The organism is Roseateles sp. (assembly GCF_047654785.1).
In the GTDB taxonomy this organism is placed as follows: domain Bacteria; phylum Pseudomonadota; class Gammaproteobacteria; order Burkholderiales; family Burkholderiaceae_C; genus Pelomonas.
In genome coordinates this window covers 132,998-156,415 of sequence record NZ_JASGKQ010000002.1, presented here as the reverse complement: position 1 = coordinate 156,415, position 23,418 = coordinate 132,998, and the positions used below count along the sequence as shown (strand labels likewise).

The 23,418-nt window shown below is 71.6% G+C and carries 27 protein-coding genes; 16 read left to right on the top strand and 11 right to left on the bottom strand.

Translation table 11 applies throughout. The annotated features are described in order from the left end of the window. Nucleotides 1–2: 2 nt before the first annotated feature. On the top strand, nt 3–209 hold the full coding sequence (locus QM788_RS05380; RefSeq protein WP_415660451.1) for a hypothetical protein: 207 nt from the start codon (nt 3–5) through the stop codon (nt 207–209). A gap of 5 nt (nt 210–214) precedes the next feature. Here QM788_RS05380 and QM788_RS05375 read toward each other — a convergent pair. Next, nucleotides 215–1,026 (bottom strand): IS5 family transposase gene (locus QM788_RS05375; RefSeq protein WP_415659607.1). Its coding sequence is split into 2 segments (ribosomal slippage): nt 215–696 and nt 696–1,026, totalling 813 coding nucleotides; the frame shifts between segments, so codons are not numbered across the junction. A 63-nt stretch (nt 1,027–1,089) separates the two neighbouring features. Here QM788_RS05375 and QM788_RS05370 point away from each other — a divergent pair. From QM788_RS05370 to QM788_RS05330, 9 genes are all read left to right on the top strand, one after another. Beyond that, nucleotides 1,090–1,761: a gp16 family protein gene (locus QM788_RS05370; protein WP_415660450.1), complete on the top strand. Its 672-nt coding sequence runs from the start codon at nt 1,090–1,092 to the stop codon at nt 1,759–1,761. Continuing rightward, nucleotides 1,758–2,204: a Mor transcription activator family protein gene (locus QM788_RS05365; protein ID WP_415660449.1), complete on the top strand. Its 447-nt coding sequence runs from the start codon at nt 1,758–1,760 to the stop codon at nt 2,202–2,204. Before QM788_RS05370 ends, QM788_RS05365 begins: the two co-directional genes overlap by 4 nt. Before the next feature lie 67 nt (nt 2,205–2,271). Continuing rightward, nucleotides 2,272–3,270, top strand: a complete 999-nt coding sequence (locus QM788_RS05360; protein ID WP_415660448.1) for a hypothetical protein — start codon at nt 2,272–2,274, stop codon at nt 3,268–3,270. 18 nt (nt 3,271–3,288) lie between these two features. Further along, the gene (locus QM788_RS05355) at nt 3,289–4,251 is read left to right on the top strand and encodes a hypothetical protein (RefSeq protein ID WP_415660447.1); all 963 of its coding nucleotides are present in this window, start codon (nt 3,289–3,291) and stop codon (nt 4,249–4,251) included. Between the two features lie 168 nt (nt 4,252–4,419). After that, nucleotides 4,420–4,740 (top strand): hypothetical protein, encoded by a 321-nt coding sequence (locus tag QM788_RS05350; protein ID WP_415660446.1) that lies wholly within the window; start codon nt 4,420–4,422, stop codon nt 4,738–4,740. Between the two features lie 27 nt (nt 4,741–4,767). Beyond that, a complete protein-coding gene (locus QM788_RS05345; protein WP_415660445.1) occupies nt 4,768–5,145 on the top strand; it encodes a capsid cement protein in 378 nt (125 codons plus the stop codon). 2 nt (nt 5,146–5,147) lie between these two features. Next, on the top strand, nt 5,148–5,639 hold the full coding sequence (locus tag QM788_RS05340) for a gp436 family protein (protein WP_415660444.1): 492 nt from the start codon (nt 5,148–5,150) through the stop codon (nt 5,637–5,639). After that, complete coding sequence (locus tag QM788_RS05335) at nt 5,639–6,094, top strand: hypothetical protein (protein WP_415660443.1); 456 nt, start codon at nt 5,639–5,641, stop codon at nt 6,092–6,094. The genes QM788_RS05340 and QM788_RS05335 overlap by 1 nt, the downstream gene beginning before the upstream one ends. Nucleotides 6,095–6,112: 18 nt before the next feature. Further along, nucleotides 6,113–6,871, top strand: a complete 759-nt coding sequence (locus tag QM788_RS05330; protein ID WP_415660442.1) for a hypothetical protein — start codon at nt 6,113–6,115, stop codon at nt 6,869–6,871. Between the two features lie 13 nt (nt 6,872–6,884). On the opposite strand, the gene QM788_RS05325 is transcribed toward QM788_RS05330, so the two are convergent. After that, entirely contained in the window at nt 6,885–7,040 is a 156-nt protein-coding gene (locus tag QM788_RS05325) for a hypothetical protein (protein ID WP_415660441.1), read from the bottom strand. 20 nt (nt 7,041–7,060) lie between these two features. On the opposite strand from QM788_RS05325, the gene QM788_RS05320 reads away from it, so the two are divergent. Genes QM788_RS05320 through QM788_RS05300 form a run of 5 tightly spaced genes read left to right on the top strand, consistent with a single transcriptional unit; the run spans nt 7,061 to nt 13,163 of the window. After that, complete coding sequence (locus QM788_RS05320; protein WP_415660440.1) at nt 7,061–8,830, top strand: tape measure protein; 1,770 nt, start codon at nt 7,061–7,063, stop codon at nt 8,828–8,830. 19 nt (nt 8,831–8,849) lie between these two features. Further along, on the top strand, nt 8,850–10,013 hold the full coding sequence (locus QM788_RS05315; RefSeq protein ID WP_415660439.1) for a hypothetical protein: 1,164 nt from the start codon (nt 8,850–8,852) through the stop codon (nt 10,011–10,013). 60 nt (nt 10,014–10,073) lie between these two features. Further along, on the top strand, nt 10,074–11,057 hold the full coding sequence (locus QM788_RS05310; protein WP_415660438.1) for a LamG domain-containing protein: 984 nt from the start codon (nt 10,074–10,076) through the stop codon (nt 11,055–11,057). A gap of 2 nt (nt 11,058–11,059) precedes the next feature. After that, a complete protein-coding gene (locus QM788_RS05305; protein WP_415660437.1) occupies nt 11,060–11,452 on the top strand; it encodes a hypothetical protein in 393 nt (130 codons plus the stop codon). A 7-nt stretch (nt 11,453–11,459) separates the two neighbouring features. After that, nucleotides 11,460–13,163, top strand: coding sequence for a DNA-methyltransferase (locus QM788_RS05300; protein WP_415660436.1), 1,704 nt, complete (start codon nt 11,460–11,462; stop codon nt 13,161–13,163). A 56-nt stretch (nt 13,164–13,219) separates the two neighbouring features. On the opposite strand, the gene QM788_RS05295 is transcribed toward QM788_RS05300, so the two are convergent. The 5 genes from QM788_RS05295 to QM788_RS05275 form a co-directional block, all read right to left on the bottom strand. Further along, nucleotides 13,220–13,513, bottom strand: a complete 294-nt coding sequence (locus QM788_RS05295) for a hypothetical protein (RefSeq protein ID WP_415660435.1) — start codon at nt 13,511–13,513, stop codon at nt 13,220–13,222. A 15-nt stretch (nt 13,514–13,528) separates the two neighbouring features. Then, on the bottom strand, nt 13,529–15,178 hold the full coding sequence (locus QM788_RS05290) for a ShlB/FhaC/HecB family hemolysin secretion/activation protein (RefSeq protein ID WP_415660434.1): 1,650 nt from the start codon (nt 15,176–15,178) through the stop codon (nt 13,529–13,531). A 149-nt stretch (nt 15,179–15,327) separates the two neighbouring features. Continuing rightward, complete coding sequence (locus QM788_RS05285; protein ID WP_415660433.1) at nt 15,328–16,053, bottom strand: head GIN domain-containing protein; 726 nt, start codon at nt 16,051–16,053, stop codon at nt 15,328–15,330. After that, on the bottom strand, nt 16,050–16,793 hold the full coding sequence (locus tag QM788_RS05280) for a LytR/AlgR family response regulator transcription factor (protein WP_415660432.1): 744 nt from the start codon (nt 16,791–16,793) through the stop codon (nt 16,050–16,052). Before QM788_RS05280 ends, QM788_RS05285 begins: the two co-directional genes overlap by 4 nt. Nucleotides 16,794–16,823: 30 nt before the next feature. Then, nucleotides 16,824–17,942 carry a sensor histidine kinase gene (locus QM788_RS05275; protein WP_415660431.1) on the bottom strand — a complete coding sequence of 373 codons (1,119 nt, stop codon included), beginning with the start codon at nt 17,940–17,942 and terminating at the stop codon, nt 16,824–16,826. A 124-nt stretch (nt 17,943–18,066) separates the two neighbouring features. On the opposite strand from QM788_RS05275, the gene ssb reads away from it, so the two are divergent. Beyond that, a complete protein-coding gene (ssb, locus tag QM788_RS05270; protein WP_415660430.1) occupies nt 18,067–18,588 on the top strand; it encodes a single-stranded DNA-binding protein in 522 nt (173 codons plus the stop codon). Here ssb and QM788_RS05265 read toward each other — a convergent pair. The 4 genes from QM788_RS05265 to QM788_RS05250 form a co-directional block, all read right to left on the bottom strand. Then, nucleotides 18,585–19,922, bottom strand: a complete 1,338-nt coding sequence (locus tag QM788_RS05265; protein WP_415660429.1) for a hypothetical protein — start codon at nt 19,920–19,922, stop codon at nt 18,585–18,587. The two genes, ssb and QM788_RS05265, sit on opposite strands and share 4 nt — an antisense overlap. A gap of 46 nt (nt 19,923–19,968) precedes the next feature. Then, nucleotides 19,969–21,732, bottom strand: coding sequence for an AAA family ATPase (locus QM788_RS05260; RefSeq protein WP_415660428.1), 1,764 nt, complete (start codon nt 21,730–21,732; stop codon nt 19,969–19,971). Between the two features lie 341 nt (nt 21,733–22,073). After that, the gene (locus QM788_RS05255; RefSeq protein ID WP_415660427.1) at nt 22,074–22,925 is read right to left on the bottom strand and encodes a hypothetical protein; all 852 of its coding nucleotides are present in this window, start codon (nt 22,923–22,925) and stop codon (nt 22,074–22,076) included. 294 nt (nt 22,926–23,219) lie between these two features. After that, nucleotides 23,220–23,417: a hypothetical protein gene (locus QM788_RS05250; RefSeq protein WP_415660426.1), complete on the bottom strand. Its 198-nt coding sequence runs from the start codon at nt 23,415–23,417 to the stop codon at nt 23,220–23,222. Nucleotide 23,418: the final 1 nt, after the last annotated feature.

Here is a 23,418-nt window from a genome sequence, read left to right as displayed (position 1 = left end):
CCATGGCCATCACCGTCCGCCCCATTCGCCGCGGCGTCGTGGTCCGCTTGACCGGCGCGCATGCCCAGGCGCTTGCCGGCCTGCTGCTCAACCTCATGGACGGCGCCGCACAGCCCGCCGACGCGCCAAACCGCGTTCCAGAACGTTCCGAAACCGATGCCGGGGCCGGCGCCGCAGCCGCCACCTCCAACGGCTCCCAGCCCGCTTAGAGCGGCTAACAAAACTGAATCAATGCTCGCACGCAGATGACGCTGCACGCCAGGGATAGCAAGGCCACATGGGTATGAACGCTTCGCTCGAAACGCACGCGCAGCTTGCCGAAGGCGGCCAGCCAAGCATGCGTGCGTTCGACGACCCAGCGATGGCACCCGAGTCGGTCGTTGCGCTCGATACCCCTGCGGGCGATCCGATCCTGGATGCCTCGGCGCTTGAGGTGCTCCCGACAGCGTGCAAAGTCGTAGCCCTTGTCCGCGTGCAGCTTGTCGGGCCAGCGGCGCGGCTTTCCACGCTTTCCTCGCACATCGGGCAAGGCATCGATCAACTGCTCGAAGACCACCGAGTCGTGGCGGTTGGCTCCGGTCACGCAGAACATCAGCGGGATGCCCTGGCGGTCCGTGATGATGTGACGTTTGCTGCCGAGTTTTCCTCTGTCCGTGGGGTTGGGGCCAGTGTGCGAGCCCCCCGGGGGCTGGGCACGCTGGCCCCGTCCAGGCTGGCTCGGCTGAAGTCCAGCCGCCCGGCGCTACGCAGTTCGGCCAACAACAGCATATGCAATTGGTGCCACACACCGGCATCCTGCCATTGGCGCAGTCGCCGCCAGCAGGTCATGCCACTGCCGAAGCCCAGTTCCTGGGGCAACTCTTCCCAGGGGATGCCGGTGCGCAGCACGAACAGGATGCCGTTCAGAGCCATCTCGTCGCTCACCCGTGGACGACCGCCCTTGACCGAGGGCACGAATACCGGCAGCAGTGGCTCAATCTTCTTGAACAGCGCCGCGCTGATTTCCTTGTTCTTGGTTCGACCCATGTACCGTCAAACGCACTTCAACCGCCTGACGATGACAGGGTTGTGTTAGCCGCTCTAAATCCGATGGCCTTCAAAACCACCCTCCGCGCCGAGCGCGCCCGCCTGGTCAAGGTGATTCACGTGGCCCGCCGCGAACTGGCCATGGATGAGGACACCTACCGCCTGATGCTGACCAACGTCGGCGGGGCGGACTCCACCACGGCCATGGACCTGCGCCAGCTCAATGCCGTGCTGGCGCACCTCAAGCGCAAGGGCTTCAGGGTGCGCCGCGCTGCGCCTGCAGCGCCGGCCGCCGCAGCGCGCCCCGACCGCCGCCAGGCCGATGCCCCGTCGGCGCGCAAGGTGCGCGCGCTGTGGCTGTTTTTGCATCGCCTCGGCGGTGTGCGTGACCCGTCCGAACGCGCGCTGGCGGCCTACGTCAAGCGCATCGCCAAGGTGGACGACCTGCACTGGGCCGACGGCCAGGCGCTGCACCTGCTCGTCGAGAGCTTGAAGAAGTGGGCCATGCGCTACCTGCCGGCAGCCGTCAAGCAGCTGTGCCAGCAGCTCACCGAAATCACCGACCCAGCGCGCATGCCTGCCGCGCTGCGCGCGCTGGACGCAGCCGGCAGCCGTTTGCAGCGCGGCGAAGGCTTCGACGCGCACTGGTGGGCCTGGGAAGTGCTCTGCGCAGCTGCCGGCCAGCCGGTGCCTGCCGACCAGGCTGCAGCGGCGCCCGCCGCGGGGCGGCCGTGACAGCGCAACGCCGCTTCGCCACGGCGGCCGAGCTGGCCGTGCTGGAGCACGCGCTGCCGGTCGGCCTGGCCGAAGGCATGCGCGAGCTGGCGTTGTGCATGTACGAGGCCCTGGTGCTCACCGACGTGCGCGCCGGCACGGCCGCGCCCGCCGGCCAATGGGCCGAGCAGCTCGCCACCTGGGCGCGGCTCGTGCTTGCGCAGCTGCAGCACCTGGCGCAGGAGATGGGCGGCCGCGGCGGCCTCTACATCGCCAAGGGCCTCGTCGCGCAAATCTCCGCGCGTGACCATGAGATGTGCGCCAAGTTCAAGGGCAACAACTACCGCGAGCTGGCCCACGAATACGGCCTGACCGAAATGCGCGTGCGCCAGATCGTCGATGCCTGGCAGCGCCAGCGCTTCGCGGCGCGCCAGGGCGTGCTGCCCGGCCTCGATGCGGCCTGACCGCGCCACCTGATTTTCTAAAGCGCTTTACTCGGCGCCGCGGCGCTCTCGCCGCGACAGTGGCGGCATGCCCACCGCCGCCACCACCACCCAGGCCACGCTGCCGCCCGGCATCGAAGTCTTCCGCGCCGGCGCGCGCACGGCGGACAACGGCCAGACCTACACCATCACGCCGGCCGACATCGCCGCCGCCGCGGCGGCCTACGACCCCGCGCTGCACGAGGCGCCGCTGACGGTTGGCCACCCCGCCCACAACCTGCCCGCCTACGGCTGGGTCACCGGCCTGCGGGCCGATGGCGACGTGCTGCGCATCGACAGCTACGGCCAGGTTGAGCCGCAGTTCGCGGAGATGGTCCAGGCCGGGCGCTTCAAAAAGCGCAGCGCCTCCTTCTACCACCCCGCCGATGCCTCCAACCCCAAGCCGGGCGTCTGGTACCCGCGCCACGTGGCTTTCCTCGGCGCGCAGCCCCCGGCGGTGAAGGGCCTGAAGGACATCGAGTTTTCCGAGGCGGCGGACGCCGTCAATTTCTCTGACCCCGTCGAACCACAGGAGCCCACCCCAATGGACGAGGAAACGAAGAAGAAGCTGGCCGAGGCCGAAGAGGCTGCCGCCAAGGCCAAAGCCGAACGCGACGCCGCACTCAAGCGCGCCACCGATGCCGAGGCCCAGGCGGCCAACTTCGCCGAAAAAGCCCGGGCCGACCGCAAGGCCCAGTTCGTGAGCTTCGCCGAGGACCAGCTCCACGCGGGCATCCTGACCTCGCCCGAGGACCGCGCGATGGCCGTGGCCTCGCTGGTGGCGCTGGACGCGGCTGCGCCGGTCGAATTCAGCGAAGGCGAGACCACGCGCAAGGCCAGCCTCGTGCAGTGGCTGCAGGGCCTGATCTCCAGCGCCACGCCCAAGGTGCAGTTCGGCGAGATGGCCGTCGGCAAGCTGCCGGCCGCCGGCGGCGGCGCCAAGGGCAAGTCCGACGCCGAGATCGACCAGGCCGCGCGCGCCTACGCCGCGCAGCACAAGGTCAGCTACGCCGAGGCGCTGGGCGCCGTCACCTCGTTCACCGCCTGATCCAGGGAGCCCATCGCCATGATGACCGCCGCCGAAATCCGCCTCAAGCAGAACCCCATCCTGACCAACCTGCTGCTGGGCCTGGGCCAGGGCACTTTCATCGCCGAGCGGCTGTTCCCGCGCCTGCCGCAGTCGCTGTCCAGCGTCACGCTCGCCCAGGCCGGCGACGAACGCCTGCGCCGCTACAACCTGCGCCGCGCGCCGGGCAGCGCCACCAAGCGCGTGGACATCCGCTACGACGGCAAGACCTACACGGTCAACCAGTACAGCGTGGAGGTGCCCATCCCGCGCGAGCTGATCCGCGAGGCCGACGAAAGCCGCAAGCTCAACGTTGGCAACTACCTCGACGTGTCGCGCATCGCCATGGCCACGGCCAACGACATCCTGCTGCTGGACTACGAGCTGGAAGTGGCGGGCGTGGCCACCAACGTCGGCAGCTACGCGGCCGGCCACGTGCTGGCCCTGGCCGGCGCCACGAAGTGGAGCGCCCCCACCGGCACGCCGGTGACCGACATCCGCGCCGCCAGCGAGACCATCCGCAAGAAGATCGGCAAGCGGCCCAACACGCTGACGCTGTCGGCCGACGCGGCCCAGGCGTTGCAGACCAACGCCGAGGTCAAGGGCTACCTGCCGTCCACGCAGATGGGCCCGGCCACGCTGGAGCAGCTCAAGACCATCCTGGGCGTCGCGAACATCGTCGTCGGCGAGGCCGTCTCGCTGGATGCCGCGGGCGTCGGCTCCGACGTGTGGGGCAACAACGCCGTGCTGGCCTACGTGCCCAAGATCGGCGCGGGCGGCACCGGCGATATCAGCCTGGCGGAGCCCGCCTTCGGCTTCACCAACGTGCTGGAAGGCCACCCCTTCGCCGAGCAGCCGTACTACGAGCCCGGCGCCAAGAGCTGGATCTATGGCGCCACCTACGAGCGGCAAGCCAGCGTGGCCTACAACACGGCGGCCTTCCTGTTCACCAACCCGAAGTAACACCTCGTCGCCGCCGAAAGGCCCTCACGGGCCTGCTGGAACCCCGTGGGCCGCGTTGCCCACGGGGGAGCCAGCGAAGCGACCCAAACGCAGACATACCCCCCGGAGCGAAGCCGCCCCCCGGCCGCATTGGCGGCCGGGGCCGGGGGCCAGGAAAGGACTTTGACCATGAGCCAGCTGATCGCCCTCGTCGCCACGGCCGTGATCGTGGACGGTGTGCGCACCGTCATCCAGCCGGGCGAGCCACTGCCCGACTTCGGTGAGCACGACAACGTGGCGCTGCTGAACAGCGGCGCGGCCGCCGACCCGCAGCGCGACCGCGCTGCTGCCGCAGTCGCCGCCAAGGATGCCCGCGCTGCGGAAGCCGAGTTCGAGGCCGCCCGCGAGCGCGTGCAGGCCGAGGCCGCATCCATCGCCCAAGCGCCGCAGGAGCCGCAGGAGGAGCCTGCCGACCAGCCGCCTGCCGGCAAGGCCGCGAAGAAGCGCTGACCCACCCCCCACCAGGAGCACCCTGCCATGCCTTCCCAGAACAACGCCGGCCGCCAGTACGACAAGCAGCACGCGCTCACCGTCGTGGCCACCGCCGCCATCGCCGCCTACCGCTTCGTGGGCTATGACGGCCAGCACGCCACCGCCGCCGGCGGTGTGCGCGATGCCCAGGGCATCAGCGAAGCCCCCGCCGCCGTCGGCGAGGCCACCAGCGTCGTGACGCGCTACAGCTACCTGGTCGAGACGGCCGAGGCCGTGGCCTTCGGCGACTACCTCAAGCCCGCCGCCGACGGCTCCGGCCGCGCGGCCGCGGGCACCGCCACCGCGCACTGCGGCCGCGCCCTCGGCGCCGCCGCGGCCGGCCAGCTGGTCGAGTGCCAGATCGTCGCGCACCGCAACGCCTGACCATGCGCTACGCCACCGTCCAGGACCTGGTGGACCGCTTCGGCGAGCTGGAGCTGATCCAGCTCACCGCCGGCGCGGCCGCCGATGCCGTGTACATCGACAAGGCCGAGCAGGCCCTGGCCGATGCGCAGGCGTTCGTGGACGGCTTCGTCGGCGCGGTGTACCAGCTGCCCCTCGCCGGCTGCGCCAAGCCCGCGCCGATGCCGGGCGACCCAGGCGCCGTCGCCCTCGTGCCGCCGCCCGTGCTCACGCGGGCGGTGTGCGACGTGGCCCGGTACTACCTCTACGACCAGGTCGCGCCCGAGCACGAGGTGTTCGTCCGCTACAAGGCCGTCGAGAAGTCGCTGGCCGGCCTGGCCGCCGGCACGACGGTGCTGACCTGCCCGTGGGGCGGCGCGCCCGGCATGCAGCTCAGCGGCGCCGAGCCGGGCGCGGCCGAAGTCGTGCATCACTTCCGCGCGCGCGACCCCGGCGAGTTCGAGGGCTACCGCTGATGGCGACCGCCCACCACAACAACTTCCTCGCCGTCGAGCCCCACCTGGTGGCGCGGCTGCAGGCCGCGCTCGCCGACCTGCACCCCGCCGTCTACGTGCTCACCGAGGCCGACCTGGCCGGCGTGAAGGAGGCTCAGCAGCGCGTGCCCGCCGTGCATGTGGTCTGGAGCGGATTCCGCGTGCTGGAGGCCAACGCCCTCGGCGACCGCGCCCGGCTGGAGCACACCTGGCTGTGCGTGGCGGCGGTGCGCAACGTGGCCGATGCCCGCAGCGGCTCCGCAGCGCGCCAGGACGCCGGCGAGCTGCTGGCCCGCGCCGGCGCGGCGCTGATGGGCTTCGTGCCGCCCGGCACCAGGCACCCGCTGCGCCTGGCCCCGGCGCCGCGCAGCTGGGCCAGCGCGGGCTACGTGTACGTGCCGCTCGCTTTCACCGTCGAAACCCTGTTCACCAACTGACCACCAGGAGAGAGCCACATGGCCAGCGCCCCGCAAACCATCACCCGCAAGGTCTACAAGCCGTCCCTCAACGTCGGCCAGCTCTACGCCCGCGCCTACGGCAGCTCGGGCCTCATGCTGCCGGTGGGCAACGTATTGGAGCTGTCCATCGACCACACCGAGGACGTGATGCAGCAGCCCGACATGACCCGCCTGGGCGGCGGCACCTATGCCGAGGTGCGCCGCGTCAAGCAGGCCGAGATCGCCATCAAGTTCGCCGACTTCAACGTGCTCAACCTCGCGCGCGCCACGCTGTCCACGGTGGCCGAGATCGATGCCGGCACGGTGGCCAGCCAGGCCGTCACGCTGCACAAGGGCGGCCTCATCCCGCTGCCGCACATCGCGCTGAGCAGCGTCGTGCTCAAGGTGGGCGCGGACACCATCGCGGCGGCCGGCAACTACGAGGTGCGCCCCGAGGGCATCTTCGTGCTCGACACTGCCGCCGACATCGACGACGGCGAGGCCGGCACCCTCAGCTACAGCTACGCCGGCCAGGCGGTGCTGGAGGCGCTGACCACGAAGGCCGCGGAGCTGCAGCTGCGCTTCGGCGGCCTCAACGAGGCGGACGACGGCAAGCCGGTGATCGTGGACGTGTGGCGCGCCAGCCAGTCGGTGGCCAAGACCCTGGGCCTGCTGACCGGAAAGTTCGGCGAACTGGACGTGACCGGCACCTTGCTGGCCGACCAGACCCGGACCGGCGCCGGCATCAGCCGCTACTACCGGGCCACGATGGTCTGAGGCTGACGGCGCGTCAGCGCCGGGGCGGGCGCAGCAACTGCGCCAGCATCACGGCAATGCAGAGCGCCCACACCGCCGCCGTAACGGCGCCCAGCGCCAGGCCCACCCGGGCCGAGGCGCTGAAGCCCAGCACGGTCAGGCAGACGAAGAACAGGATCAGGCGCGGCATGCGCGCCATTTTGGACGCACATGGCCACCGGCAGCAACTCAGTCAACGTCGAGGTCAAGGCCAGCGTCTCCGGTCAGGAGGGTGTGGCCAGCCTGACCCAGCGCCTGGACGACATGGCCAAGGTGTTGGAAGGCGACCTCAAGCAGCAGGCCCAGGCCGCCGCCGACAAGCTGCGCGAGCTGGCTGCCCAGCAGCAGGCGATCAGCACCTTCGAGCGGCTCAAGCGCGAGGCCACCGATGCCGCTGCCGCGCTCAAGCGCGCCGAGGCCGAGGTCCAGAATTTCGGCCAGCAGATCGGCCAAGCCGGCCCGCCCACGGCGCGCGAGGCCGAGGCGCTGCAGCGCCTGCAGGCGGCGACCGACGCCGCCCGCGCCAAGATGGTGGAGCAGCGCACCGCCCTGGCCGGCGCGGTGGGCGAGCTGCAGAACTACGGCATCGCCAGCAAGAACACCCGCGATGCCCAGGTGCGCCTGGCGGCCGAGTCCGAGCGGGTGCGCGCATCGGTGGCCAACCTGGCGCCCGCGTACCAGGGTGCCGCGCGCGGCGCGGCCGAGGCGGGCACGCAAATCCAGCGCAGCCACCGCGCCATCGGCGAGGGTGTGGACTCCATCAGCACGCAGCTGGGCCGCGTGCAGAACGCCTTCATCGCGCTGCAGGGCGGCGGCTTCCTGGGTGGGCTCATCAAGGATGCCGCCGAAACGGCCGACGCCTACAACGGCCTGGCCGCACGCATCAAGCTGGCCACGGGCGAGGGCCAGGCATTCCGCGCGGGCATGGAGGGCGTTCAGCAGATCGCCATGGAGACGCGCTCCAGCCTGGAGGCCACCGGCGAGCTGTTCACGCGCATCGCGGGCGCGGGCAAGCAGCTCAACCTGACCAATCAGGAGTCGCTGGACCTCACGCGCACCATCAATCAGTCCATCCAGATCACGGGCGGCAGCGCGCAGGCGGCCGAGGCGGCGATCACGCAGCTCAACCAGGGCCTGCAGTCGGGCGTGCTGCGCGGCGACGAGTTCAACTCGGTGATGGAGCAGGCGCCGCGCCTGGCGCGCGCGCTGGCCGAGGGCCTGGGCGTGACCACCGGCCGGCTGCGCGAGATGGCCCAGGAGGGCCAGCTCACCAGCGAGACCATCATCAAGTCGCTGAAGGGCCAGTCCGACACCATCGCCGCCGAGTTCGGCAAGCTGCCGCCCACCGTGGGCGGCGCGCTGCAGAACCTCTCGACGGCCTGGACGGTCTACATCGGCGAGGTGGACAAGTCCACGGGCGCCAGCAAGACCGCCGCCGAGGCCATCGCCTACCCGGTCGCCGGCACCTACGTCTCCAGCGCGCTCGTCTTCGGCGACCTCCACGCCCGCGTCTCGCTGACCATCGACCAGGGCACCTGGTCGGGCTGGTCCGACGGCCCCAGCGGCGCTGCGGCGACGGCCACCTTCAATGACATCCAGAACCCCATCACCGTCACCAACGGCGGCGCGTTGACCGAGCGCTGGGCGGTGGTGTTCACGAGCGCGACGAGCTTCAACGTCATGGGCGAGCACCTGGGCGTCATCGCCACGGGCAACACCGGCAGCGACTGCGCGCCGCTCAACCCGACGGCGGGCCAACCCTATTTCACGATCCCGGCCGTGGGCTGGGGCCTCGGTTGGGCCGTGGGCAACGTGCTGCGCTTCAACACGGTGGGCGCGATGGCGCCGGTGTGGGTGGCCCGCACGATCCTGCAAGGCCCCGAGACCGTTGCCAACGACTCGTTCACGCTGCTCACGCGCGGCGACGTGGACCGCCCCTGACACCTGAGAGGACAAGCCCATGAGCATCGACACCTCGGTCAAGTTCATTCACTCCGCCATGCCCGGCGCACCCTCGCTGACGCCGGATATCGGCGCGATGATCGCGTTGCTCGACGCCTGCCTGGTCAACGGCTACGCCGCCGGCAACGTCGACTCCATCGTGATCTCCGGCGGCATCGCCACCGTCACGCGAGGCGCGGGCCACCCGTTCGAGGTCGGCAGCGTGGCGCTGATCTCGGGCGCCGCCGTCTCGGGCGGCGTCATCAACGGCGAGCGCAAGGTCACGGCGGTGACGACGACGACGTACAAGTTCAACGCGCCGGGCATTGCCGACCAGACGGCCACCGGCGTGACCATGCACAAGGTGGCGCCGCTGGGCTGGGCCAAGCCGTTTGCCGCGACGAACCTGGCGGCGTACACGCCGGCTGACCCGGCCTCGACGGGGCACTACCTGCGAGTCGACGACTCCCGGGCGACCTGGGCCTACGTGCGCGCCTATCGCTCGATGGCGGGGATCGACGGCGGGGTCGATGGGACGGGCGATCTGTACTGGCGCAAGGGCAGCCCCGGGGCTTGTTCGTGGGTGCTGATCGGCGACGGCCGCATCTTCTACCTGGCGGTGAGCCATTCGCATACCGGCGTCGACTACCCGCGCGGGTTCGGCTTGGCGCATGCTTTCGGCGACATCGCGGCCGTGAAGTCGCCCGACGCCTATGCCTGCATCCTGAACGGTTACGGCACGACGAACCCTTTCGACTCGTCCGGGCGGAACTCCGACTACGACCTCGATTTCTCGAACGCGACCACGGCCGCCGCAGGGCTCCTGCTCTCGCGAGCGCATACCGGCCTCGGCCCCTGGGTCAATGCGCGCCGCACGTTCTCGGCGGTGTGCTGCGGGTCCACGTCCTTGCGCTCGGGCAACCTGGGCAACTACGGCATGCCTTACCCGAATCCTGCCAACGGCGGGGTCTACCTCTCGCCGGTGTTCATCTCTGATCACGCGACCTCTGTCTTTCGAGGCACGCTTCCCGGCCTTTTCGCTCTCCCGCAGAACGTGGGCGCCACCACGTTCGGGGCTCGCGAGCGCGTCGCCGCTGTCGAGGGCTACCCGAGCCGTGTGTTCGCTGCGGTGAACAGCGGCGACGGGTGCTTTTTCCTGGACACCACCGGCCCGTGGAGGTGACCCGTGTCGAGGGTCCAGGATTCTTCGGCGGCCGCCTTGGGCTCTCTGAGCGGGGGCTACGTGAGCGTGGACCCCCCGCGGTCGCTGTTTGGCGCGCCGTCGCTTCGCTTCGATGGCGGCGCATGGTTCACACTGCCCCTGAACGAAGGCCATGTGCTGAACGTCGGGGACTTCACGATCGACGGCTGGGCGCAGTTCGACGGGCCGGCCCCCGGGCATCCTCACGGGGTGTTCCTGGGGAAGGGTGCGAGCTTCAACCAGAGCTATTACATCGGCGTCAACGGCGCTGGATACCTGTGCTTCTGGTGGTCGCGAACCGGGTCTGGTGGTGCAGTCTCAGTGATCGGGTCGACAAGCGCTGTCGGCGTGGGGTTTTTCCACTTCGAGGTGGCGCGTGCCGGGAGCACGATCAGCCTGTTCCTGAACGGTGTGCTCGAAGCCTCAGCGACCGTCGATGGCTTCCACGAGGGACCGGGCGCGCCGCTTGAGATTGGCCGCCTGGGCGTCGTCGGGTACGAGTACTACTGGCGCGGCAATCTCCGCGAGGTCCGCGTGACAAAGGGCGTTGCCCGCCACACGGAGTCGTTCGCCGTTCCGACCGCGCCGCCGGCTGACAACCTGGCCGGTGATGAGCACTACGGCAGCACCACGCTGCTGGCGCATCTCGATTCGACGCTGACGCACCAGACCGCAAGCGCCATCACGGGGCCGTGCGCCGTCTTGGCGCTCGGCGCACGGCCGCTTGGCTTTCGCAGTCACGATGCACCTGTGAACCTCGGTGACCGCTTCTGCGGCGGCCGTGGCGTCGTAGTAGGCACGGTCAAGGAAAAGAGCTCCCCCGCCAACGTGCCGCTGCACCGCAAGGTGTGGCTGCTGCGCGAGCGCGACGGCATCGTCATCCGCGAGGCCTGGAGCGACGCCGCCACCGGCAGCTACGCCTTCACCAGCGTGGACGAGCGCGAGCGCTACACCGTCATCGCTTTCGACCACGAGCACAACTACCGCGCCGTCATCGCCGACAACTTGATCGCCGAGGTGACCTGATCATGGCCTGGAGCATCCCCGCCGCCCACAACGAGGCCCGGCTGACGGGCACGCTGTCCTATCTGGACCTCGGCGCCAACCCCGCCAAGCTGCGCCTCTACAACGGCACGCGCCCGGCCACCGGCGGCGCGCCCACCACGCTGCTCGCCGAGATCGTGCTGGACAAGCCCGCGGGCACGGTGGCCGGCGGTGCGCTGACCCTCGCGTCGTCGGACCTGTCGCTGTGCCAGGCCACCGGCACGGCCACGTGGGCGCGGATCGTGAACGGCGCCGGCGCCGTCGTGGCCGATGGCGACGTGTCTACCGTCGCGGCCGGCACCGGCCAAGTCCAGCTCGACGAGGTGAACCTGCTCGCTGGCGGCCGCGTGCAGCTCGTCTCCGCAGTCCTGACCTGAGCCCGACGTGCCTGCGGTCGTCGACCTGCTCTTTCGGCAACCGCCGAGCCCGGCGACACCGCCCGTCGAGCTGCTGTTCGGGCAGCTGGAGTCGCTGCCGGATCAGGTCGTCACGCTGGCCGGCGCGCTGCCGGGCCTGCAGGGCGCCCTTCGCGCCGGCCAGCCGGCCGCTGGCGTCAGCCTCGCTGGTGCGCTGCCGGGCCTCCAGGGCGCCGTGCTGCTGGGCGCGCCCGTCGAGGTCGAGCTGCTGGGCGCGTTGCCCGGGCTGGGCGGCGCGGCGCGCCTGCGCTACGACGTGGCCGTCGAGCGCCCCGTGGTGGGCCAGGTGAGCAGCGCTTGGCAGCGTGCGGCGACCCGCAGCGCCATGGTCGAGGACCGCAGCCAGCCGGCCGTGCGGCTGAAGGTGTCGACCTCGATGCGAGTGGGAGGCGGCGTCTCCGAGCCCGTCGCGGCCCACGGCCGCGCGGTGGCCGTGCAGGGCCTGGGATTCGATGCCTGGCTGATGGCGACGCAGGGCGTAGGCATGCGCGGCCAGCAGGCCGGCCATGCAGGGCGGCTGCGGGCCGGCGTCGAGATGCGCTCGCGCGCGCTGCAGCCCTTGCGCGCGCAGGGCGAGCTGCGCCGCCGGCCGACCTTCCGGGCCGAGCGCCTGGTCGTCCAGTCGGGGCACCAGGTCATGGGCCGCTTGCACAGCGCGCTGCAGGCGCTGCATCAGGATGCTGCCGCGCGCCGTGCCGAGCGGCGCGCAAGCTACCAGGACCGGGTGCGCCTGCGAGCGTCGGCCAGCGCTGCCGCGCAGGCGGCGCTCGCGCTGCGCCGCATGGCGCTGCACCAGCAGTCGGCGGCGCAGCGCCTGCGGCTCGAGCTCGTCTCGCATTGGCAGGAGGCCATGGTGCCGCCGCCCGGCTACGGCTGGCGCCCGCCGCTGCCGCCGACGCGCCAGCCGTGCTACCTGCCCGATCCGCACCTCGTCTTCGCAGACGCCGCTGCCGTCGACGGGCATCTCGTCTTCATCTGCCGTCGGCATGCCGACCCCGGCAGCAACACCGTCATCGTCCCGATCAGGAGGGTCTACATGGTCACCAACGGCGTGAGCCTGGTGCGCGCCAGCGATGGCGTGCCCGTCCACTCCACTTCGCTGCGCTTCTCGCTGGACGTGGAGAGCTGGGCGTGGGGCTTCTCGGCCTCGCTGCCGGCCAGCATGCTCAGCCTGGTCGAGCCGACCGACGACGGGCCGGTGGAGTTGCTCGCCACCGTCAACGGCACGGCGCTCCGCCTGCTGGCCGAACAGGTAGGCCGCGAGCGGTCGTTCGGGGCGGCCAGCATCAGCGTGCAAGGGCGCGGCCGCATCGCCGAGCTGGACGCGCCCTACTTCCGCCATCAGTGCGAATACGTTGTCTGGGGCAGCAATGGCTCGCTGCTGTCGTCGAGCCATGGCGGGCCGTGGCCTGGTCTGGTGCGGGAGCGGGTGGATCACCGCAAGAAGCTCCACATGACCGGCAAGCCCATCGAGCTAATGGAGCGACTCATCGCCTGCGCGCCACCGGGCGGCCTGGTGCTTGACCCGTTCATGGGCTCGGCCAGCACGGGCGTCGCCGCCCTGGCAACGGGCCGGCGTTTCATCGGCATCGAGAAGAGCCCGCACTATTTCGACGTGGCCTGCCGACGGTTGGAAGAGATGCAAGAGCCCCATGCCTTTCGGCTGGAGTAATTTCTTTTCGTGCCGCGAAACCGCAGAACTGGCTCGTTTATCGCACGGCGATGGCTTCAAATATCGCGGCGCGCTTCAGCTGCCGCGGAGTTGTTCAGCACGAGCCCGGCCGCCCCGGCGTTGAACTGCGTGAACAGGTTGTGCGACACGCCCGAGCCGTTGGCCGGTGCGATGTGGACGACAGGGGTGCCGTTGGGCGCCACGTCGACCTTGGGCTTGCGGCCCGCGGGGGCGTTGACGTCGGCCACCGTCTGGGCCTGGACCCAGGGCAGCGCGCCGGGCGCCGCGGCGTGCAGGCCGGCCAGCAGCAGGACGGCCTGTGCGATGCGTGTCTGCGGCGTGCTTTTCATCGGTTTCTCCCTGGGTCAGTAGGTGGCGTTGAAGCTGGCGTAGAGCACGGCCGATGCCGCGTCGAAGCCCTGGGGCTTGTGCAGCGGGGCGGCCAGGGCGAGGTCGCCGGACAGGCCGCCGGCCTGGATGCGCAGCCCGGCGGCGGCGCCGGCCAGGGTGCGGCCGGCGAGCGGGCTGCCGGCGATGCGCCCGAGGTCCAGCGCGGCGTAGGGCTGGCAGGCCCAGCCGGCGCGCCATGCGACGCCCGGGCCGCGCCAGTCCTGTTTCAGCGTGAGCTGTTCGGTGCCGCTGAGCAGCCCCTGGGCGTCGAACCCGCGCACCGTCCAGCGCGAGCCCAGGGCTTGCAGGTCGGCGCCGCTGGCGGGGTCGCGCACGCCGGCCCAGGCCAGGCGCACCTCGTGGCGCCAGCGCCCCGCGTCGTGCTGCCAGCTCAGCTGGGCGCGGGCGGTGTGGGTCAGCGGCGGCGGGGCGATGGCAAAGTCGTCGCCCAGGGGCTGGCGGATGCCGACGGCCCGCTCGTAGTCCAGCTGGAATTCGCCCAGCGCCTGGCGCCACCAGCCGTTCAGGCCCCAGTCGTTGGAGCGCAGGTTGCGCCGCTGCAGCAGCAGCTCGACGTCGTCGATGAAGTTGCGCGTGCGGCGCTGCGTGGCGCCCAGCCACACGGCCCAGCGTGCGTTGGCGCTGCGCCAGGCGGTCCACTGCCATTTCGCCTGCAGGCTGCTGTCATGCCCGTGTTCGCTGAAGTCCGTGGACAGCCCGGGGATGGGCCGGGCGTGCTCGCTGCGCGAGCCGCTGAGGCTGAAGAGGTGGCGGCCCCACGGGATGCTGTAGCTGGCGATGCCGGTGCGTTGATACCGCCGGCCGCCGCCGTGGGCGGGGCCTGCGATGTAGGCCGACAGCTGGTCCGACAGGCCCAGCGGCGCATCGAGCACCAGCTGGGCGCTGGCCTGCCAGCGGCCGAAGTCCCGCGTGCCGGCGTTGTCGGCGCCGACGCCGATCCGCCAGCGGCGGCCGCCGGCGGCGGCCAGCACCAGCACGCTTTCGTCGGCCGATTCGGCGGCCTCGATCTGCACTTGCGCCGCCTGGCTGGGCAGGCGGGACAGGTTTTCCAGGGATTGCTCGACATCGCGCAGGTCGAGCACCTCGCCTGCGTGGACGGCCAAGGCATTGCCGCTGATCGCGGCGGCCGGGCCGCGTTTCTCGATGCGTGCGATGCGCCCGAGATGGAGCTGGAGGCGCAGCGTGCCGTCCGCCAGGTTCTGGGCCGGCAGGCCGACGCTGCTGGTGACGTAGCCGAGCGCGGCCAGCCGGGCCTCCAGGTTGCGCCGCAGCCGCTCGAGGCCCTGGACCCCCAGGCAGGCCTCGGTGAAGGCGCCGAGGTCCGACAGCACGGCCTGGAACCGGGCCGGCGCGGCCAGCCATTCGACGTGCCGGATCGGGAAGCAGGGCGTTTCGCCCGCCACAGGTGCCTGCCAGGCGACGGCACCGGCCCCGAAGCCCTGGGGCGTGCTGCAGAGTTGCGCGTCCCGGATTTGCTGCGTCCGCTCGCGCTCCAGGGCTTCGAGCGCGTCCCGGCGTTCCTGGGCATGGCCGGCCGCCGCGCCCAGCAGCGCGATCACGCTGACGATGATGGTGCGCCATGGGCGCCTGACGATCCGCCTCAACCCAGCCTCCCTGCCGGCGAGCTCTTCGTTACGTGGAGTTACGGAGCGGGCTGATTCTGCGGATGTGGCGGTGGGCGGTGCGTCAGGGGTTTCCTGCTTTGTGCGGCTGGGAGACGGACGTGGAAAGTGGGACGTGGGCTGGGGCGTGCTCAGCGCCGGTTGATGGACCCCATGCCCGAGATGGAGCGCTGCACGGCCGGGTTGCCGACATAGTCCACCGAGCCGATGCCCGAGATGTGGGCGTTGAGGTCGTCCGTGACCCACAGCATGACGTTGCCGATGCCGCTGACGTTGACGCGCGCGCGCTGGGCCTGCAGCCGTTCGGCCTGCACCCGGCCCTTGCCGGAGATCTGCAGCGCCAGCTCGTCCACGCGGCCGCCGAGCTGGCCGTCGCCGGCGCCGGAGATGACGAAGCTGAGCTGCCGCGCCTGCAGCTGGTCCAGCCGCGCCAGGCCGGCGCCGCTGATGCGGAGCTTGAGCTGGTCGGTGCGCAGCGGGCCGGGGGCGTGCACGTCGCTGGCGCCGGAGACGGACAGCTGGTGCAGCTGGCGCATCTCCACCTGCACGAACGGCCGGGTGGCCGCATGCCAGAACTTCCAGCCGCCGGCGGGGCGGATGACGAGCTGGCCGTCGGCCAGCGCGACCTCGACGCCCTTCTGCGCCTCGGCGTCGCCGGCGACGAAGGCCTGGTCGCGCTCGCCCTGCACCAGCAGCACGCGCGCGGCGCCGGCCAGCGCCAGCCGGTCGAAGGGGCCGGGCGCGTAGACCCGGCCGGCCGTGGCGGGCGTGGCCGGGGGGGCGGGCGGCGCGGGCTGGGCGAACGCGGCGCCCACGGCGAGCGCCAGCCCCAGCCCCGGCGGCAGCGCGGCCTTCACAGCGACTGCTCCCGCAGCATCCTGGACACCTCGCGGTTGGCCGTGATGCGCGTGCCGTCGCGCAGCTGCACGACGAGCTGGGAGTTCTCGTCCGGCGTCATGCTCTCCACGGCGTCCAGGTTGACGATGCAGCCGCGCTGCACGCGCAGGAAGCGCGCCGGGTCCAGCCGCGCCTCGAAGTCGGCGATCGGCAGTCGCACCAGGAAGTTGCGGCCCCGGGCGGAGATGGCGGTGTATTTGTTGTCGGAGCGCAGGCATTCGATGCTGTCCACCTGCAGCGGGAAGATCCGGCCCTGGTCGCGCACGAGCAGCCGCGTCAGCGGCGCGTCGGCCGGCGCGCCCAGCGCCTGCGCGACCTCGGCGTTGCTCGGCGCGGCGTCGCGCAGCGCATGGGCGATGGCTTCGTCGAAGCGCTCGCGCGAGAAGGGCTTGAGCAGGTAGTCCACCGCGTGCAGCTCGAAGGCCGCCAGCGCGTGCTGGTCGTAGGCGGTCGTGAAGAGGATGCGCGGCTGGTGGGCGTCGCGCTGCAGCGCCTGCACCACCTGCAGGCCGGTCAGCCCGGGCATCTGGATGTCGGTCAGCACGAGGGCCGGCCGGAGCGCGCGGATCTGCGCCAGCGCGTCCTCGCCGTCCTCGCAGACGGCGGCGAGCTGCAGGCCCGGCGTGGCGCGCACCCAGTCGGCCAGCGACTCGGCGGCCAGCGGTTCGTCTTCGGCGATCAGGACGGTCGTGGCGGTCATGCGGCGGGACTCCAGGAAGTCATGGCGGGCTCATGCCTGTGGGATGAAGAGGTCGACGCGGAAGCCGGCGCCGGGGGCGGTGTGGATGCGCAAGCGGGCCTGGCCGTCGTAGTCCAGGGCGAAGCGCTTCCTCAGCGCGGCCAGGCCCACGCCGCGGCGCTGGCCGGGGCGGGGCTCCAGCGCCTCGGGCTCGCAGCCCGGGCCGTCGTCGGCCACGGCCAGGTCCAGGCCGTGGTTGAGCGCGTTGCGGCGCGCGCTGATCGAGACGCGGCCGCCGCCCTTGCGCGGCGCCACGGCGTGCAGGATGGCGTTCTCCACCAGCGGCTGCAGTGTCAGCGGCGGCAGCTCGTCGGCCAGCACGCGCTCCTCCAGGTCCCAGTCCACGCGCAGGCGCGGGCCCAGGCGCAGCGCTTCGAGCGCCAGGTAGTCGCGCAGGAAGTCGACCTCGTCGGACAGCAGCACGCGGTCCGCCGCGGCCGCGGCCGCGGGGCGCGGGGGCCCGCCCCGTTTCGTGTCCAGCACGTAGCGCAGCATGGACGCGAACTTCAGCAGCGCGGCCTCGGCGCCGGCCGGGTCCTTGCGGGTCAGCGCGATCAGCGAGTTCAGCGTGTTGAACAGGAAGTGCGGGTTCAGCTTGCCGCTGATGGCCGACAGCTCCGCGCGGGCCAGCGCGCTCTCGGCCTGCGCCGCGGCCACCGCCGCCGCGCGGGCGGCCCGGGCCTGCAGCACCGCCGTGAACGCCGTGGCGATGGCCGCGTAGACCACCAGGCCCCACACCGAGCGCCACAGCAGCCCGGCCACCAGCACGGCGCCCGCGTGGCCGGCGCCGAACAGCGCGGCGTTGACGCCGAACTCGCCCGCCTGCCACAGCGCGGCGAACGCCACCGCCGCCAGCCCGTGCGCCATCGCCGTGGCGGCCGGGCCGGCGTCGCTGCCGTGCAGGCGGCGCGCGACGGGCCAGACGGCGACGCCCAGCAGCATCGGCGCCCACAGCATGGTGGTGGCCTGGTAGACCGCCAGCCAGAACGGGTCCAGCCCGCGGTCGAATTCGCTGCCGGCCAGCACGAACAGGCACCAGGCCAGCACGCAGCAGCCGGCATAGGCCAGCCACAGCCGGGCGCGGGGATGCGGGGTGCCGGACGGGTGCATGGCCTCATCTTAGGGACGGGCCCCGCCCGGCCGGCCCGGGGCGGGACGAAGTGCGGGAGCGGTGGTGCGGAATGCGGTGCCCGGCATAATCCGCCCCCTTCCACATGCAACACGGGCGAGCGTCATGGCATCCGTCAACAAGGTCATCCTCATCGGCAACCTCGGCCGCGACCCCGAGGTCCGCTACAACCCCAATGGCGTGGCCTGGTGCACGATCAGCCTGGCGACGACCCGCAACTGGAAGAACCGCGAGACCGGCGAGCGCCAGGAAGAGACCGAATGGCACCGCGTGGTCTTCAACGACCGCCTGGCCGAGATCGCCGGCGAGTACCTGAAGAAGGGCCGCCCCGTCTACGTGGAAGGCCGCCTGAAGACCCGCAAGTGGCAGGACAAGGAAGGCCGCGACACCTACACCACCGAAATCATCGCCGACCAGATGCAGCTGCTGGGCAGCCGCGAAGGCATGGGCGGCGGTGACGAGGGCGGTGGCGGCGGCTACGGCCGCGGCGCTGGCGACGACATGGGCGGCAGCAGCCGCCCGGCCACCCGCCCCGCCGCCCCGCGCCCCGCGCCCCCGCGCGCGCCGGCCCCCGCGCCCAAGGCGGCGACGGGCTTCGACGACATGGACGACGACATTCCGTTCTAAGCCGCTGCCGCCCGCGCGGCATCCGCCCGGATCACCTGGCGCCGCGCGTGCAGCGAGACATCGCCCACCCAGGCATCCAGCGCGCGCAGGTCGGCCTCGCCCTCGCCCGGCCGCAGCGGGATGCAGCCCGTGCGGCCCTCGGGGTCGCCGAGGCGGCAGCCGCCGCCGCCCAGCGGCGCCACGGCCCAGGCGCGCAGCGGCCGGCGCTGCACCGGCACGCCGGCCACGAGCTGCAGGTCCACGCCCAGGATGCCGTGCCGGTAGCGGGCCTTGCTCGCCAGCACCTCTTCGTCGCGCGACAGCGTCGCGTCCAGCACGAAGGCGTCGCGCATGCCGGCCGTGCCGCAGGTGACCAGGAAGTCCGGCGTCAGCTCCGGCTTGCCGCGGCCGACGCCCCAGCCGGTGACGGGCAGGGTGGCCTCGGACACGCGCGGGTCGATCCAGACGACGAGGTCGGCCGCGTCGCGCCGGACGAACTCGACGCGGCCGCCCAGGAACAGCGGCCCGACCAGGTCGCCGCGCCGCGTCCAGCCCTGGCGCTCGAACGACCGCAGCAGCTGCAGCCCGCACCAGCGCTGGTAGAGGAAGGGCAGGTCCGCCAGCGGCACCGGCGCCGTGAGCAGCGGGCCGAGCAGCGCGCCGAGCAGGGCCTCGGGGTTCAGCAGCTCCCGCGCCAGCCGCTTCAGGCGCGACCAGGCCGGCCGCTGCGGATAGGGCGACGGCGGCCGCTCGCCCGGCGTGATGCGCCGGCCGGCCGCCGCGCGGACCTGCGCCTCCGCCTGGCGCAGCGCCACCGCGCGCCGCCGCACGCCGGCGGCCAGCCCGCGCAGCGTCTGGGCGTCCTGCAGCGCATGCTCGCTGTCGCCCGCGCGCACCAGCAGCGCGTCCTGCAGCTGCGAGTCCAGCCGGGCGGCGTGGGTGTGCAGCGCCTGGCCGAGCCGGGCGGCGAGGTGCAGCGCCCAGCGCAGCGCGGCCTCGTCGGGCTGCTCGCCCGTGTCGCGGCGCTGCCAGCGCAGCGGCAGCGGCCGGCCGCCGTGCAGCGCGAAGTCGTAGGGCGCCGGGGACGGCCGGGCGCCGCGCGGCGTGCGGGCGGCGCGCCAGTCGGCGGCGTCGGCATCGGCATGCACCTCCTCCAGCAGCTGCGGCAGAAGCGCGGTGAAGGCATCGACGGCGGCGAGCAGCCCGCGCAGCAGCGGGCCATGCCCGGCCGTGGCGCCGGCCTGGACCGGCTTGGCCAGGCCGGGCGCGAGCAGGTCGGCGGAGACGGCGCGCAGGTCGGCCACCACCTGCGGCAGCCAGGCCGGCGGGGCCGCGCTCGCCGCTGCCATGCTCATGGGCACTCCTTCGGCCCGCGGCCCGTCCCGCCAGGCGGGAGCGAACTCATGCCTGGAACACGTCGCGCCCGCTGGCCAGGGCCTCGGCCCAGCCGGCGATGCGGGCGGCGCAGGCCGCGAGGTCGGCGCATTCGGGCCGCTGGCTCCAGTCCTGCAGGCGCGCCAGCAGCTGCTCGTCGCGCGGGTCGCCGGCCAGCAGGCGCACGCGCGACAGCACCTCCTGCGCGAGCACCAGGTCCAGCGCCTGCGGCGCCGCCAGGCCGCCGGCCGCCATCGCGCGCTGCAGCGACCGGGCCGAGCGCAGCGAGAACGCCGCGCCGCGCGGGGCCAGCAGGTCGTTGAGGTCGTCGATCAGGTCGGCCAGCGCGTCGGGCACGGCCAGCCCGGCGCGCTGCAGCGCGACCCGCCCGCTGCTCGACACCTCGATCAGCGCGGCCCGGTCCAGCACGCGCGGCGACAGCGGCTTGACGGTGTGGTCGTTGTTCAGCGTGGCGACGAAGCGCAGGCTGGGCACCAGCACCACCCGGCAGGCCCGCCCCGGCCGCCCCGCGATGGCCGCGCCGCCCAGCGCCACGGTGCGCTCGGCGCGCCGCTCCGGCTCGTACTCCAGGCGCACCAGCAGGTCGCTCAGCCAGTGCTCGGGCTGGCTGAGGTTGAACTCCTCGAACACGACCAGGCGCGCGCGCCGGTCGCCGCGCTCCCAGGCGGCCTCGGCGTCGAGCAGGAAGTGCGTCAGCTCCGTCGGCTCGAACTGGCCGTTGATCGGGTTGACGTAGCCCAGCAGGTCCTCGCGCCCGCGCCAGGTGGACGCGACGGGCACGATCACCGCGCGCTCGCGCTCGGCGTCGTCCAGCAGGCGGCTGGCGATCCAGCTCTTGCCCGCGCCGGGCGCGCCGCTCAGGATGACCAGGCTCTTGGTGGCGAAGCCCACCTTCAGCGCGGTGACCAGGGCCGCGTCCCAGCGCTCGGCCAGCGCGGCGGCGGCCTGCGCCTCCGGGAGGGCGGCCGGTGCCGGTTCCGGATCGGGGGCCGGGCTTTCCGCGGGCCGGGCCGGCACCGTGGCGACCCTCACCTTCGAAATCTCCTTCGACAGCTTGTCGGCCAGCGCGGAGGGCAGGGCCGGGGCCTGGACCACGGTGCGCTGCATCGCCTGCGGCGGGGGCAGGCTGGACAGGGTCTCCTCAGCCCGGTCCAGCCATTGCGGCAGCAGCTCCTGGGCGCGCCGGAGCTGGCGGTCGTGCTGCGGCGTCCAGCCTTCCAGGCGCGGCGTGGCGGCGTCCTGCAGCGCCTGGTCGACGGTCTCCAGCAGCGTCCGGGCGCGCAGCTGCTTCAGGTAGGCCACGCCGGGCACGCTGCGCAGCGTCGCCGGCCCCAGCTCCAGGCGCGGGAGCATCGCCCAGTCGTCCGGGTGGGGCTCGATCAGCAGCCGGTGCGGCAGGCGGCTGTCGTCCAGCACCACGTCCTTGACCCGGTAGAGGCCGTACAGCGCGTTCTCGAACGCCCCGGGCGTGATGCCCTGCTGCGACCCGAACCGCCCGCCGTAGAACACCAGCACCTGGTCGTCGAGCAGGCGGGGCTGTTCGCGCACGGCCTGGATGACGGTCGGGTCGGGCGTCACGAAGCGCGGACCGAGGGGCTTGAACACGTCCAGGTGGAAGCAGCGCGCGACGCCGTCGGCGCAGTAGTTCTCGCGGAAGGTCGCGGGCGCCCCGCAGTTCCAGGCCTGCGGCTGCGCGCAGATGCTGCCGTCCCACTGGTGGCGGTGCGCGTTCATCTTCGCCGCCAGCACATTGCCTGCTTCCAGCCGCATCGCGTTGCTCTCCTTGGGCCGCCGGATGGCGTTGTAGGGCGAGGCATAAGACGCGACACCGCCCTCTTACAAATCAACAGCTTACGCGTGCCTGCAAGACATAATCTGCGAAAGTGGCAGCCATAAGGTGCGAAACCGCTACCAGCTACGCGGTCATGGACAGATGCCGGTCAAGAAGATGCGCGGAAAGGCCCATGGCGAGGTGCCTCGTTCAGGTGGAGTGCTCGGCACACGCCAGTGTTGCTGCAGTTTATAGCGAGAAACCCGCCTATTTGGCAGCAGTTCCCGCGAAACGCTTCCCGCCAATCTGCCGCTTTGGTTGAACTGCAGATGTCGGCGCGCTACCAGTGGGGTACCACGGTCATCAAGGTTTTGCCCGCGTGCAACAGAGCCACGGCCTTGCCCGGCTGGGGCAACGGCGCCAGCGCGCTGCGATGGGCTTGCTTCGCCAGTCTGCGGACCTTCCGCCCCAACGCGCGGAGGTCCACGGCGGCAATGGTGTGCTGCCCTGCGAACGCGGCGATGGTTTGCGGGTCCAGCAGCCAGGCGAGGCGGCCGAACAATCCCGAGTTGTCCAACAGCTTGGTGATGTCCGGCGCCATCGCATCGAGCAACTCGCGCATCTCCTGGACACGGACAGACAGCGTCGCATTCACGCCGGCCGGTGTGAGGGGTGTCGCCATCCGCCAGGCGGGTTCATGGTGGGAGACGCGGTTGCGCAGATCCTTGATGCGCTCGAGCAAATGCAGTGCGCGCGCCCGGGTCATTCCGGGGTCGTTCGGGAACGTCCCCGCAGTGCAGTTCGGCCAAAGAGCCAAAGGGTCGGTTACCGATTCGAAGGTGGGGTCCAAGAGCGCCACCCAGAAGCCGAACATCGCATGAGCTACGACCTGATCCGGGGTCTGGTGTTTCCCGTTCCGGCTCAACCGGCTTTGAATCTCCTCGAGCTTGCCTTCGCCAGGCGAGCGCCAGTTCTTCAAGGTCTTCTTGATCCCTGCGATCCAGACGTTCTTCTTGTGGTAGGGCGGCACGCCTTTCCGGTAGTAGTGCTGTGCGAGGGTCGGCGTGGCCGCGACCTTGGCCTGCCAGGTGAGGTCTCCCTCCCGCTTCAGCACGTCCTGGTACCAGTCGGGCTTGCCGAAATGGGCGGTGAACGCCCCGTGCATGCTGTTGCGCAGCACCACCTCGATCATGCTCAACAAGGGAGACAGGGCGGAGTTCAGCTCCAAGCCCCAGACATAGGCTCCGACAGCGGAATCCGTGGCCGTCGAACCCACCAGACCCTGATACGAACCCAGGCGACTGGCGGACAGCGCCGTCTGAACTGAGGCGATGTGTAGACTTGAGCAGAAGGAAATCACAGGGTGGCTGGTTGACGGAGAGGTGCTATACTCTCCCGCGAGAAGCGCCCTTGTGGCGCAACGACGGGTTAGAGGCGCGAACGGTCTGCTAGTAGCATCGCTATCCCACCTATTCCAAAAAGCTGCTCACCGAGCAGCTTTTTTCTTGCCTGTTCTGAGCAGGAACTGGCCCTCGAGCCACCTGACTCCTGGGAACTGCGGAGTGCGCCGACCAAGTGTAACGGCTGGGTTGAAGTGGTCAGCCATGATGCAGCCCAGTGCCAACGCTGCAAAGCAGTTCTTGGCCGAAAGAATCGTGGGCAGCATGTTCACTTCAGGCTTCATG

What these genes read in the sequence shown, in the direction of transcription:
- QM788_RS05380 (WP_415660451.1), top strand. Translation starts at nt 3, where the DNA reads ATGGCCATCACCGTCCGCCCCATTCGCCGCGGCGTCGTGGTCCGCTTG.
- QM788_RS05370 (WP_415660450.1), top strand. Translation starts at nt 1,090, where the DNA reads ATGGCCTTCAAAACCACCCTCCGCGCCGAGCGCGCCCGCCTGGTCAAG.
- QM788_RS05360 (WP_415660448.1), top strand. Translation starts at nt 2,272, where the DNA reads ATGCCCACCGCCGCCACCACCACCCAGGCCACGCTGCCGCCCGGCATC.
- QM788_RS05355 (WP_415660447.1), top strand. Translation starts at nt 3,289, where the DNA reads ATGATGACCGCCGCCGAAATCCGCCTCAAGCAGAACCCCATCCTGACC.
- QM788_RS05350 (WP_415660446.1), top strand. Translation starts at nt 4,420, where the DNA reads ATGAGCCAGCTGATCGCCCTCGTCGCCACGGCCGTGATCGTGGACGGT.
- QM788_RS05345 (WP_415660445.1), top strand. Translation starts at nt 4,768, where the DNA reads ATGCCTTCCCAGAACAACGCCGGCCGCCAGTACGACAAGCAGCACGCG.
- QM788_RS05340 (WP_415660444.1), top strand. Translation starts at nt 5,148, where the DNA reads ATGCGCTACGCCACCGTCCAGGACCTGGTGGACCGCTTCGGCGAGCTG.
- QM788_RS05335 (WP_415660443.1), top strand. Translation starts at nt 5,639, where the DNA reads ATGGCGACCGCCCACCACAACAACTTCCTCGCCGTCGAGCCCCACCTG.
- QM788_RS05330 (WP_415660442.1), top strand. Translation starts at nt 6,113, where the DNA reads ATGGCCAGCGCCCCGCAAACCATCACCCGCAAGGTCTACAAGCCGTCC.
- QM788_RS05325 (WP_415660441.1), bottom strand. Translation starts at nt 7,040, where the DNA reads ATGCCGCGCCTGATCCTGTTCTTCGTCTGCCTGACCGTGCTGGGCTTC.
- QM788_RS05320 (WP_415660440.1), top strand. Translation starts at nt 7,061, where the DNA reads ATGGCCACCGGCAGCAACTCAGTCAACGTCGAGGTCAAGGCCAGCGTC.
- QM788_RS05315 (WP_415660439.1), top strand. Translation starts at nt 8,850, where the DNA reads ATGAGCATCGACACCTCGGTCAAGTTCATTCACTCCGCCATGCCCGGC.
- QM788_RS05305 (WP_415660437.1), top strand. Translation starts at nt 11,060, where the DNA reads ATGGCCTGGAGCATCCCCGCCGCCCACAACGAGGCCCGGCTGACGGGC.
- QM788_RS05295 (WP_415660435.1), bottom strand. Translation starts at nt 13,513, where the DNA reads ATGAAAAGCACGCCGCAGACACGCATCGCACAGGCCGTCCTGCTGCTG.
- QM788_RS05280 (WP_415660432.1), bottom strand. Translation starts at nt 16,793, where the DNA reads ATGACCGCCACGACCGTCCTGATCGCCGAAGACGAACCGCTGGCCGCC.
- QM788_RS05275 (WP_415660431.1), bottom strand. Translation starts at nt 17,942, where the DNA reads ATGCACCCGTCCGGCACCCCGCATCCCCGCGCCCGGCTGTGGCTGGCC.
- ssb (WP_415660430.1), top strand. Translation starts at nt 18,067, where the DNA reads ATGGCATCCGTCAACAAGGTCATCCTCATCGGCAACCTCGGCCGCGAC.
- QM788_RS05265 (WP_415660429.1), bottom strand. Translation starts at nt 19,922, where the DNA reads ATGAGCATGGCAGCGGCGAGCGCGGCCCCGCCGGCCTGGCTGCCGCAG.
- QM788_RS05260 (WP_415660428.1), bottom strand. Translation starts at nt 21,732, where the DNA reads ATGCGGCTGGAAGCAGGCAATGTGCTGGCGGCGAAGATGAACGCGCAC.
- QM788_RS05255 (WP_415660427.1), bottom strand. Translation starts at nt 22,925, where the DNA reads ATGATCGAGGTGGTGCTGCGCAACAGCATGCACGGGGCGTTCACCGCC.
- QM788_RS05250 (WP_415660426.1), bottom strand. Translation starts at nt 23,417, where the DNA reads ATGAAGCCTGAAGTGAACATGCTGCCCACGATTCTTTCGGCCAAGAAC.